The organism is Polynucleobacter acidiphobus (assembly GCF_003065385.1).
Classification (GTDB): Bacteria; Pseudomonadota; Gammaproteobacteria; order Burkholderiales; family Burkholderiaceae; genus Polynucleobacter; species Polynucleobacter acidiphobus.
Window position 1 is genome coordinate 718,444 of sequence record NZ_CP023277.1, and the last position, 11,829, is coordinate 730,272.

Genomic DNA, 11,829 nt, shown 5'->3' on the forward strand with positions numbered 1-11,829 from the left:
ATGAATTCAGAACAGTTACTGCGTTCGTCTTCATTCAAAATTACTCTATCGGTATGCATAGGACATGCCATGCTAATTGGTTGGATGATGACTGCAATAACTAATCATCGGCCTGAGTCGCCTGCCATCCTTTATGGACAATTGGTTGAGCGCGAGTCGAATACGATTCAAAAAACAGTAACTTCGCCTATTCATGCAAAGCAAGATCCCATTAATCAAGCGAGTGTACCGATTGTTGAGAGTAGCCAGGGGATCACAACCAGTCAACAGTCAGATAGCAGAAGCCCAAATGTTTCATCTGCACCCATATCCTTACCATCCGCTGCTGACCCTAGGTTCAATAACCCAAAGCCGCCGTATCCGATCGCTAGTCGAGAAAACGGCGAGGAGGGCAGGGTATGGCTTTCATTATGCGTATCTGAGCATGGCGCTATCAGTCGCTTGCAATTAGCTCAATCATCTGGTCATCCAGCGCTCGATCGTTCGGCCTTGAATACGGTGACTCATTGGAAATTTCATCCGGCGCGCCAAAATGGTGCTGCTATTCCTTACTGTTATCGATTGCCTATCGTCTTTGTATTAGCTTAATTTCCATACAAGAAATATTGTCAATAGCACTTGACAATGAGAATCATTCTCATTAAAGTAGAGATTCGTTTAAACTAAAAAACGATTATGTAAACGTCACAGCCCGCCGTCGCTAGCTAGTGTCATCAAATTCTAGCGAGCATGAGTCTAAGAAAACACCCATTTGCGGCTATTGCAGCCATCACCATGGCGAGTATTGCCATGAGTGCCCATAGTCAGACAGCAACCACTGAAGATGGAAGACCCATTGAACAATCCCGTGGCGAGCGGGGCGAGGTGGATGTCATTCTGAAAGAGGTTACCGTAACATCGACTCGGTCCCCTCGGAAGGTGGATAACGTACCCAATGTTGTTACCGTAACAACGGCCGAAGAAATCCAAGAAAAGGGCGACCGGAATATTAAAGACCTTTTTAATAACTCCGTAGATGTTACGGTTCCCCAGCAAACGCAACGTTTCAGTTTGGCTGTCGGATCTCAGGGGCGGGCAGGAAATGAAAGTATCAATATTCGTGGTCTGCAAGGCAATAATGTTTTACTGCTTGTGGATGGGATTCGGGTGCCAAACGCGTTCTCGTTTGGGGCCCTATCGGTCGGGCGAGGAAACTTTCTGGATGTTGATGGGTTTCGTCGAGTCGAGGTAGTACGCGGCCCATCGTCAACCCAGTATGGCAGTGATGGCCTTGCTGGGATTGTGAACTTTCAGACCTTTAATCCAAGTGATTTCATCAAAAAGGGTGAGACTCACGGCGGATTTGCTCGTACCGGCTACTCGAGCGTCGATACATCTTCGAATACGACGTTTGGCTATGGCGGTATTCAGGACCATTTGCAAGGGATGGTGCTTGGAAACTTTCAAGCTGGCCATCAATATCAAAATCAAGGATCCAATAACTCAACCGGCATCACCAGGACGGCGCCCAATCCAGCAGATTACAGCAATTGGTATGTTCTGACTAAGGGATTTGCCCAAATCGATCGCAACCAAAAACTGGGCATTACCTATGAGTCTCAAAACGTCACGCAAAACGTGAATAACTTATCGGATTTGGGAACCGGCGGAGGTTGGATTTCCTTTGGAGGGCCTGGTGGATTTACCTATAACAATGTCGTGACATCCACCAGCCAAGATAAGACCACCCGCAATCGCGTCTCGGGTGAGTACGACTTTAAGGACAGTGGGGCGCTGTATGTTCAAAAAGCCAATGTCATGGTGTATTACCAAGATGCAGATGTCACTCAAAATGCCTACCAGCAGCAAGTTGGCAATTCACGTCTCTCATCATGGCGCAGCCGCAACAACACCTATAGCCAAGATACCTACGGCATCAATACGACTCTAGAGAGTAATACCACCAGTATCGTCAATCAGCGACTGACCTATGGATTTGATTGGAGTTCTTCACGTATCTCGAGTCAACTCAATGCGGCGGGTAATGGAAGCTCAATTACACCCGCACCCAAATCAACTTATAACTTAGGCGGCGCGTTTTTGCAAAGTGAAATGGAGTTTAATCAAGTGAGTGTGATTACAGCACTTCGCTATGATAGTTACTCGATTACACCAGTTACTGGTTCATTGCCATCGAACTCCGGATCAGCAGTATCCCCTCGAATTGGGGCTATCTGGAATATAGCTCGCGAGTTTCGTCCGTTTGCAAACTGGGGAACTGGATTTACTGCGCCTACACCGGATCAAACGCTATCTTATTTTGCGGGTAGCGGATATACCAACATCCCAAATCCCAATCTAAAACCGCAAACTGGCAATGGCTTTGAGGTCGGTGCTCGCGGTCAGCTTCAGCAGTTTCGTTATCAGGCATCGGGGTACGCAAACTATTACAAAGACTTTATCTCTCAGGTTAATTACTTAGGTTCGTATAACGGTAGTGCACCTCAGACCTTGTATCAATTTCAGAACTTATCTAACGTCAATATTTGGGGATGGGATGTTCGAACGGATTGGGCGTTTGCTCAGGGTTGGCAGGCGAATGCAGCGATGGCCTATAGCTATGGTGAGCAAACCCAAAATGGGATTTCAGCACCGCTAAATACGATTCAACCTTTGCGCGCCATTGCAGGATTGCGGTATGACGCTAGTACTTGGGGAGCGTTTGCCAATGTCATTTGGAATCAGGGTAAATCGGCTGATCGTGTGAACTTTAATAACGCTACCGGTGGTACAGCCAATCAATTTTTGTCGCCCACATCCACCGTTCTTAATCTGACCGGTTATTGGAAGCCTCTTAAAAAACTAACGATCAATGCCAATCTCAATAATGTGTTCAACACCACCTATTGGAACTGGTCGGATGTTCAAGGTTCGGTTTTAACTCAAAACCGAGCAGCGGCTGGCGGATTTTCGGGGTACAACGCCCAAGCTGCTCAACAATCAGCCACGGCAGCGCCGCGGAACTGGCAAATCTCAGCTCGTTATGACTTTTAAGGAGGCATTATGAAACCGACTATTCATCGCATTCGTCAATCGTTTATCACCTTGCGCAAAGAGGGACGCTTACGGCATCGAGAAATTGCTGCGATGCTTACTATTTCTGAGGGTGAGTTGATTGCCGCTCACGTTGGACTTGGTGCTACGGCAGCTAAGGGCTTAAGAGCAATTCGTCTGGATGCTAATTGGCCTGTGCTGATAGCCTCGATTGAGTCGATTGGGGAGGTCATGGCTCTCACCCGTAACGAAGCCTGCGTCCATGAAAAAATTGGTCAATACCGTCAAGTAAGTCAAGAGGGGTCGGTAGGTCTGGTCGTGGGTGAGATTGACTTGCGGATCTTTTATCAACAGTGGTTTGCAGGATTTGCGGTTACTGAAAGTAGTTCTCAGGGAGAGCAGCGCAGCTTGCAATTCTTTGATGCGCAGGGACGGGCGATTCATAAGGTTCATCTGAAGCCACAGAGTGATGTGTCGGCATTTGACGCAATCGTTTCATTGTTTGCGACCCCTCAACAAGAGCCTGGTCTTGAGGTATTAACGCTCAAGGTAAAGCCAACCCCAGCCCCAGATTCAGAGATCGATCGCGCCGGATTTTGGCAGGCATGGAGAGATCTCAAGGATACCCATGACTTTTATCCACTCTTACGAAAATACACACTTACACGCACTCAGGCACTTCGTTTAGCGGAGCCAGAGTTTGTTCGGGAAGTTTCTAAAGACTGCCTACGATCAATGTTGCAGCGTGCAGCACAGACTAAAACCCCCATCATGGTTTTTGTTGGTAATCCTGGAATGATTCAGATACATTCGGGACCCATTAATCGGATCATGGAACAGGGGTCTTGGATCAATGTGATGGATCCCCGCTTTAATTTACACCTTCGTCAGGATCTGATTGAGCGTGCCTGGATTGTTCGTAAGCCAACGGTCGATGGCATCGTTACTTCCATTGAGTTTTTTGATCAGGGCGGCGAGGCCATTGCAATGTTTTTTGGAGAGCGCAAGCCTGGTAAAGCTGAACTTGCATCCTGGCGAGATCTGGTAACCGAGATTGAGGGTGAACATGGATTAATGGAGGCCTGCCAATGAATAATCTTAGTCATACAGGGCGTCGTCGTTTTCTGTGCGCAATGGCAGCCATCCCGATGGCATGGCTTGAGAAGCCAGCTTGGGCAGAGCGAACTCAAGCTACCCTAGGTCGCCAACGTCTGATTTGTATTGGATCGGCAGTTACAGAAATTGTGTATGCACTAAATGCTAGTAATTTGATTGTGGGGGTTGATACGACCTCGATTTATCCGGATGCCGCACGCACGTTACCCAGTGTTGGGTATTCAAGAACCTTATCGGCAGAGGGCGTTTTATCGCTATCCCCAACCCAAATCTTATGTACCGAGGATGCCGGACCTCCGGTAGTTATTCGCCAGATTCAAGATGCTGGGATTCAGATACGGCGCTTGCCTGCCCATCACACCTTTACCGGAATCTGCGATCGGGTGATTGCGATTGGTCAAGCGATTCATCAACAAACTCGAGCCGATCAATTGAAGCTTCAGTTGCAGCAGCAGTGGGCTCGTATCGAAGATGAGATGCAAGCCAAACCCTTTCCAAGCACAACCCCTCGTGTGCTCTACATTCATTCAATGAACCCCTCCCAAGTGATGGTCTCTGGCCAAGAAACCAATGCCAATGCCATGATCCGGTACGCTGGTCTACGAAATGCGCTCGATGGTTTTAAAGGGTACAAACCGCTAACTCCCGAAGCAGTGATTATGGCCAACCCCGATTTAATCCTGGTCACAGATCAAGGGCTGCAAGCGATTGGCGGACGTAGTCAGCTTGCACGCCTGCCCGGTATGGAAAGAACGAAAGCGATTCTGCGTCAGAAGATTATTTCAATGGATGCCGTTTATTTATTGGGATTTGGTCCACGAATGCCGGATGCAGTCTTAACGCTTCATCGTCAGGCACGCACCTTGTTAGGATGAGACAGGTCGTCAGTCCACTTGACTACTCAGCCTGGGGTGCGAGGCTTGGGTTACTTCTTGTAGGGTTAACTGCATTTCTAATCGCAGTGAACTTAGGTGCTGTGGATATTCATGGTTTGGACTGGTTGCAAGTTTTTAATCCACAGAATGGTTATGAGGGTGCCAGTTATGTGCTTTGGAACATTCGGATCCCGCGCGCCTTATTGGCCATTACGGTTGGAGCAGCACTGGGCGTTGCAGGCGCTCTCGCACAAAGCTTATTTCGTAACCCCTTAGCTGATCCAGGCCTATTGGGGGTCTCTGCGGGAGCCAGTTGTAGCGTAGCGATCGGTATCGTGATATTTGATGGCTTTCGTTTTATTCCGACGGAGGAGCTACGGGTCTGGGCAATCCCAGTTTTTGCATTCTTGGGTGCTATAGCGGTTTGTTTCTGCCTTGATTATGTCGCCCGTGTTATATCTCCGGGATCGATTGCGGGTCTGCTATTAACCGGCATTGCATTGAATGCCCTAGCGGGTGCCGTGATCGGTCTATGTACCTATTTAGCCAACGATGAACAATTGCGCAGCTTTACCTTTTGGACCCTTGGGTCTCTCGCAAGCGCACGCTGGATGATGGTCGGGGTGTTGGTTGGAGCCATAGTTATCGGATGGGTCTGGATTCGAACTCTTTTACAGGATCTCAATGCCTTGACATTGGGTGAGAACATTGCCAATCATCTCGGGGTAGATGTTTCACACCTACGAACCAAGGTCATCGTTTTGGTTGCCACTCTTTCTGGATTGGCTGTTGCATGGTGCGGCATGATTGGCTTTATTGGTTTAATGGCGCCCAACCTTGTGCGTATTTGCTTGGGGTCTGATCAAAAGAGGGTAGTTCCCTATTCCGCAGGGGTGGGGGCTATTCTGCTACTCATTGCCGACACAATTGCCAGAACCATTGCAATCCCTGCAGAGGTGCCAGTCGGTATTTTCACTGCCCTGTTAGGCGGCCCATTATTTTTGATCTTATTACGGCAATATCGATCAAGGCTTGATTGATATGAAATTACAACTCCATCATGCCTCTTTACAGCTTGGAAAAAAACTCTTTGGGCCATTTGATTTCACGATCAAGCCGGGTGAGCGGATTGCGATCCTGGGTAAAAGCGGTGCCGGTAAGTCAACGATTATTCGACTGATTGCGCGAGAGTATCAAATTAAAAGCGGCTCAATTTTGATGAATGGCACCTCGATTGAGCAGTATTCCTCGGCGCAACTAAGTCGGATACGAGGGGTCTTACCTCAGAATACTCAGATTGCCTTTGGGCTGATGACTGATCTTGTGATTGAGCTAGGACGAGTGAGCGCCACTAATAAGATCAACCACGAAACGATCGTTATACACGCAGCCCAGATGGCGTGCGCAGAGCATCTTTTGGGGCGTGCATTTAATACTCTGTCTGGCGGTGAGCAAGCACGAATTCATCTGGCAAGAGTATTTGCTCAGCTATGGGATGTCCGCGATGGTCTGATTTTGGTGGATGAGCCAGTGGCAGCATTAGACCCAGGGCTGCAGTATCAATTGCTGGATACCATTGACCGTTTTGCGAGAGAAAGAAACCACGCGGTGCTAGCAGTTTTGCATGATATTAATCATGCCCTTGATTTTGATCGATTGCTTCTAGTGGAGCAGGGGCGCATTATTTTGGATTGTTCAGCTGATCATCATGCCCTAGAAGACCTAGAGCGTTTATATGGAATTCAGTTAGAGCATCTACGCGATAGTCAGGGTAGGAGTGTGCTGATTCAGGTTCGCCCATCCGGTATTTACTCATAACCGAACACTTTAATTTATTTGTTGAATGTCATATGATCCATTCATTAGCAACTGTCATGGAGGGGACATGATTGATCATCTGGATCATTTGGTTTTGACAACAGCGCACGAGGAACAGTGCATTCATTTCTATACGAGCGTACTTGGTATGAAACTCGAGTCATTTATTGGCGGCACACCACCGGTTGAGCGCAAAGCATTCAAGTTCGGTCAGCAGAAGATTAATCTTCACATCAAGGGTAAAGAATTTGAACCCAAGGCGGATCTTCCAACACCCGGTTCCTTGGATCTGTGTTTTATTGCAGACCGTCCCTTGAGAGAGGTGATTGAGCAATTGAATGCTAAAAACTGGCCCATTATCGAGGGACCGGTGGTTCGCACTGGCGCAACGACCAAAATCAATTCAGTCTATGTGCGCGATCCCGACCAAAATCTAATCGAGATTAGCGAGCTACTTTAAGAGCGCGCTTTCAGGTAGCTTTCGAGTCCTTGAGCCGCTCTTGAAGAAAGTAATACCAATTAGCCTGGCGCTGCCAATACTCCTTCCATAGCGATCGCCAGCTCGCCTTAGGTAAGCGCATATGTCCCTCGACATCGCCGTAGATATTCCTCGATTGCAAGCCATGCTTAGCGCATAAATATCGGATCGCTTGATTTTCGATCACGCAGTGCATATAGAGAGTGCGATATCCACGGTTTTGGGCCCAGGTGATTGCTTCACTGAGTAGCTGATCAGCTATTCCTTGGCGACGAAACTCTTTTTTCACAATCACCCCAAATTCAACTGCATCATTGAGACAGGCAATATGAATCACGCCAGCCCAATGACCATCATGATGAGCAATCAGAAAATGATGATTTGCTTTGTCCTGTTTAAATTTACGGACGAGGCGATTGATGCCCTCAGCGCTTAAGCTAATCCCAAAGTAGTTTCTAAGTGTCTGCGGATCCAAGGTTTTCAGCCACGATCCATACCGATTGATTTGGGTATTGGGCAGAAAGTGGGTAAAGACCGTCATCTTAGGACCCCATGGGGTAACTTTTTCGGTTTCTTGCGATGTACGCTAAGCGAGCCTCAGACCAGGCTTCAATGATGCTTTTTAGGTATTTCACTAGATTTTTCATATTCTATCCTCTTGTAAAGGGTTGATTTCAATAGGAATTAACTCTTTTTAAGGGTTAACCCTAGTTACACTATACGCCCTTTTTCAGAATGCTGCATGACAGCAAAAAAAAGAGGAATCCAAACCCATACTCACAGATCCCAAAGGGTTGGCCATGGTTGATTGGCTAAGTTCATCACCTGTTCACTAAATACGGAACAAATTACAACTTGGGGTTATCAGTACGGGGCAGTACAAAATCAAAACTGATACCATCGAATGGTTCAATTCATTAAAAATAACAAGACCGATCGATGCCGCATGACGTTACCTTAATTGCAATTCTGGCTGGAGGCTTTGGGCTCGCTCTTGTTTTTGGGCTTGCGGTCTCTTACCTGAAGATGCCACCGTTATTAGGCTATCTAATTGCAGGCGTGGTAATTGGCCCGGCAACGCCAGGCTTTGTTGCCGACATTGGTTTATCGACTCAGCTTGCAGAAATTGGAGTGATGTTACTGATGTTTGGGGTGGGACTTCATTTCTCAATTAATGATCTGCTGGCAGTCAAAAAAATTGCGGTTCCTGGTGCACTTTTCCAAATGGCAGTTGCCACTGCACTTGGTTATTTGGTGGCGCATTACTGGGGCTGGTCCTTAATTGGCTCCATCATATTTGGCTTAAGTTTATCGGTAGCTAGTACCGTTGTTTTACTGCGAGCCCTCGAGTCAAAGGGGCTTTTAGAGACCGTGAATGGCCAGATTGCAGTCGGGTGGTTGGTGGTTGAGGACTTGATGATGGTTCTAGCCTTAGTGTTGGTACCGGTGATGGCTGAGATCTATGGCAATGATGGATCGGCTGCACACTCCACCAGCCCCAGTGAATTACTAAGCTTGGTCGGAATAACCTTGGCCAAGGTCACTGCATTTATCGTTTTGATGTTGGTCGTGGGCAAACGCTTGCTACCAAAAATGCTATGGATCGTTGCGAAGAGTGGTTCACGCGAGCTCTTTACCTTAGCGGTGATTGCAGCAGCAATTGGGATTGCTTTCTTAGCCGCAGAACTATTTGACGTCTCGTTTGCTCTGGGCGCTTTCTTTGCTGGCATGATGCTTGGTGAGTCTGAGCTTAGTAAGCGAGCAGCCGATGAGTCATTACCGCTCCGCGACGCATTTGCAGTATTGTTCTTTGTATCCGTCGGCATGCTTTTTAATCCAGAGATTATTTGGCAAGAGCCCATCAAATTACTGATTGTGATTGCCATCATCATGGTTGGTAAAACATTAGCGGCAATTTTGTTGGTGTTGTTATTTAAGTACCCCTTGGGCACTGCCTTGACCGTTGGCGTTAGTTTGGCGCAGATTGGCGAGTTCTCATTCATTCTCGCTGGTATGGGCCTTGCCATGAATCTAATTCCGAATGAGGCATACAGCCTAATTCTGGCGGGAGCGATTTTATCGATCGCCTTTAACTCCTTCTTATTTAATGGGATCGAACCAGCCTTAGTATGGGCCAGAAAGCGCTCACACCTGGCACGTAAGCTTGATGAGCGCTTGGACCCCCTGTCATTATTACCCACCACCGTTAATGAATCGCTCTTGCATAAGCAAGTGGTGATTGTTGGTTACGGTCGTGTTGGTAAGAAAGTCTTTGAGAACCTCAAAGCACAAAATATTAACTGTGTGATCGCTGAAAAAGAGCGTGGCATGGTTGAAGAGCTACGCAAGCAAAATATCCCAGCGGTGACTGGTGATGCAGCCGACCCCTTTGTTTTGATTCAGGCACATATCGCCCGTGCAGCAATCTTGGTCATTGCAACCAAGGATTCAATTGATATTAGTAAGATGGTGGAGACTGCGCGCACCCTTAATCCCGAGGTCAAAATCTTTATCCGAGCGCGAAGTCCTGAAGAGATCGAGCTCTATGAGAAAGAGGGCTGGGGTAAATCCTTTACGCCCGAGGATGAGTTGGCAGCACGCATAGCTGGTGAGGTCATCGCGGAGATGGCAAAATAATTTATCTATTTGTTTAGTACTGAAAATAATGGACCACAAAACCTTGATGGCTAAACCAAAAAAGCCCATTTGCATTGCAGTAAGTATTGCGGCGACCTTATTGCTAGGTGCTTGTGCGGGAGGCCAGTCCAATAATAACTTTGGGAATGCTGCAAACGTGAGTGCGAGCCCTCAAATGTTATCGAGTGCACAGTTGGAGTCATTGGTTTCTCCAATCGCCCTATACCCTGATTCATTACTATCCATTATGTTGTTGGCTTCAACCTACCCACTTGAAGTTGCTGAGGCCTATAACTGGCGCTCGAGCAATGCAAGTTTGCAAGGTAGTGCGCTTACGAATGCACTCAATGCCCAATCATGGAACGATAGCGTCAAGTCATTGATTTCATTTTCTCAGGCATTAAGCATGATGGGTAAGCAGTTGCAGTGGACACAAAATCTCGGAAATGCTTATAAGTTGCAACCGGCAGATACGATGAAAGCCGTGCAAGCACTGCGCAAGAAAGCACTAACCGCCGGTACCTTAAAAAGCAATGCCCAAATGACTGTGAGCACTGATGCCAGCGGGAACATCATTATCGCGCCGCCCAATACACAAATTGTGTATGTACCAACCTATAACCCAACCCAAGTTTATGGTCCTTGGCCCTATCCTGATTACCCGCCATACCCCGCGTACGATCCAGCCTGGGGCGCAATGTCATTTGGTGTGGGTTTAGCCGTTGGAGGGGCCTTATGGGCAACGCCGGCTTGGTCAAGTGGCACGATTAATGTAAACAATAATGAGCAACGTCCTAACCGAGGCTTAATTGGTCCGAGCAGTATTGCCAATCAGCAACGCCTCTTAAACGATTGGAAAAATAACGCCACTCCACAAGAGCGACAAGATGCCCGCAATGCTGCGCAGCGTGCCGATAGTGCATTTGAGAAAAATGCTACAGCCCAAGAGAAGGCTCAAGCCAGCCGTCTTGATCAAGAAGGGCGTTCCGCAATTGCAGCGGATCGAGCCAACCCCAATGCAACTCGGGAGGCCGCTCAAGAAAATGCGATGCGGGAACAGGCGCGCTTTGATGAGAGTCGGGATCGCTTCGGAGGCTTCCGTGGAGGAGGTTTTGGCGGTGGTCGCATGGGTGGATTTAGGCGCTAATCATGCTATCAATCAAAATACGATCAATGAAAACAATGAAGATACTTTTGGGATTGACATTCGGATATTTGGCCATCATTCCGGCAATCAGTTATGGGCAAGCAAAACCGCATGATGCGTCGACTGCTGCCATGGTAGAACTTTGCAAGGCGCGAAACGATATTGATGCTCAGAACTTTTGTTTTGGATTTGGTGAGGGGGTGTATCAGGCTTATTTAGCCAGTCGCCCAGCGGGCTCAAAGCCTAGCATCTGCTTTGCATCCAGCAACCACACGCGCGAGCAAGTGCTAGAGGATTTTCTGAAATGGAATCAACAAAATCCTCAATTTAATCAAGAGCAGGCCGCCAAAACCCTGGTACGTTTCTTTAGACAGCGCTACCCCTGCAAATAGTGGCTTATTAAGGCAATCGTTATACAATCATTTTGAGTCCCGCCGATCCTCTTTGCTGAAAGGAAAAAAACATGCTCCAGATGCTAATTAATGATTCAATGAGTACCACTGACAAGATCATGAAAATTGCTGGTTTTATTGGTATGGTGGTTAGTATTACGGTTGCGTTTTACTTAATCTTCTCCGCAAGCGCCCCTGACTCAAAAACCGCTGTGTTTGTCTTCTCTCTGGGCTCTGGTCTTGCCCTTGGTTATTTGTCATTTGCGATTAAACAAAAATCCCGAAACTAATTAAATAGACTCAACCCTTGATGGCTCCATTGCGGAGCCATTT

General features: G+C 47.5%; 12 protein-coding genes. 11 read left to right on the plus strand and 1 reads right to left on the minus strand.

The window, feature by feature from the left end:
* The 7 genes from AOC32_RS03880 to AOC32_RS03910 all read left to right on the plus strand — a co-directional run bounded on the left by AOC32_RS03880 (position 1) and on the right by AOC32_RS03910 (position 7,302).
* The gene (locus tag AOC32_RS03880) at positions 1-588 is read left to right on the plus strand and encodes an energy transducer TonB (protein WP_108508230.1); all 588 of its coding nucleotides are present in this window, start codon (positions 1-3) and stop codon (positions 586-588) included.
* A 141-nt stretch (positions 589-729) separates the two neighbouring features.
* Positions 730-3,033, plus strand: a complete 2,304-nt coding sequence (locus AOC32_RS03885; RefSeq protein WP_108508231.1) for a TonB-dependent hemoglobin/transferrin/lactoferrin family receptor — start codon at positions 730-732, stop codon at positions 3,031-3,033.
* A gap of 9 nt (positions 3,034-3,042) precedes the next feature.
* Complete coding sequence (locus AOC32_RS03890; protein ID WP_108508232.1) at positions 3,043-4,125, plus strand: hemin-degrading factor; 1,083 nt, start codon at positions 3,043-3,045, stop codon at positions 4,123-4,125.
* Positions 4,122-5,024 carry a heme/hemin ABC transporter substrate-binding protein gene (locus AOC32_RS03895; RefSeq protein WP_108508233.1) on the plus strand — a complete coding sequence of 301 codons (903 nt, stop codon included), beginning with the start codon at positions 4,122-4,124 and terminating at the stop codon, positions 5,022-5,024. Before AOC32_RS03890 ends, AOC32_RS03895 begins: the two co-directional genes overlap by 4 nt.
* Complete coding sequence (locus tag AOC32_RS03900) at positions 5,021-6,064, plus strand: FecCD family ABC transporter permease (protein ID WP_108508234.1); 1,044 nt, start codon at positions 5,021-5,023, stop codon at positions 6,062-6,064. The genes AOC32_RS03895 and AOC32_RS03900 overlap by 4 nt, the downstream gene beginning before the upstream one ends.
* A 1-nt stretch (position 6,065) precedes the next feature.
* Positions 6,066-6,842 (plus strand): ATP-binding cassette domain-containing protein, encoded by a 777-nt coding sequence (locus AOC32_RS03905; RefSeq protein ID WP_108508235.1) that lies wholly within the window; start codon positions 6,066-6,068, stop codon positions 6,840-6,842.
* 67 nt (positions 6,843-6,909) lie between these two features.
* Positions 6,910-7,302: a VOC family protein gene (locus AOC32_RS03910; protein WP_108508236.1), complete on the plus strand. Its 393-nt coding sequence runs from the start codon at positions 6,910-6,912 to the stop codon at positions 7,300-7,302.
* Positions 7,303-7,312: 10 nt separating this feature from the next.
* Here AOC32_RS03910 and AOC32_RS03915 read toward each other — a convergent pair whose 3' ends face one another.
* Positions 7,313-7,861, minus strand: coding sequence for a GNAT family N-acetyltransferase (locus AOC32_RS03915; RefSeq protein WP_108508237.1), 549 nt, complete (start codon positions 7,859-7,861; stop codon positions 7,313-7,315).
* 398 nt (positions 7,862-8,259) lie between these two features.
* On the opposite strand from AOC32_RS03915, the gene AOC32_RS03920 reads away from it, so the two are divergent.
* From AOC32_RS03920 to AOC32_RS03935, 4 genes are all read left to right on the plus strand, one after another.
* On the plus strand, positions 8,260-9,957 hold the full coding sequence (locus AOC32_RS03920; protein WP_108508238.1) for a cation:proton antiporter domain-containing protein: 1,698 nt from the start codon (positions 8,260-8,262) through the stop codon (positions 9,955-9,957).
* 46 nt (positions 9,958-10,003) lie between these two features.
* Positions 10,004-11,104, plus strand: coding sequence for a DUF3300 domain-containing protein (locus AOC32_RS03925; protein ID WP_159074889.1), 1,101 nt, complete (start codon positions 10,004-10,006; stop codon positions 11,102-11,104).
* Between the two features lie 35 nt (positions 11,105-11,139).
* On the plus strand, positions 11,140-11,496 hold the full coding sequence (locus tag AOC32_RS03930; RefSeq protein WP_108508240.1) for a Rap1a/Tai family immunity protein: 357 nt from the start codon (positions 11,140-11,142) through the stop codon (positions 11,494-11,496).
* Positions 11,497-11,594: 98 nt separating this feature from the next.
* Positions 11,595-11,786, plus strand: a complete 192-nt coding sequence (locus AOC32_RS03935) for a hypothetical protein (protein ID WP_159074890.1) — start codon at positions 11,595-11,597, stop codon at positions 11,784-11,786.
* The last annotated feature ends 43 nt before the right edge of the window (positions 11,787-11,829 follow it).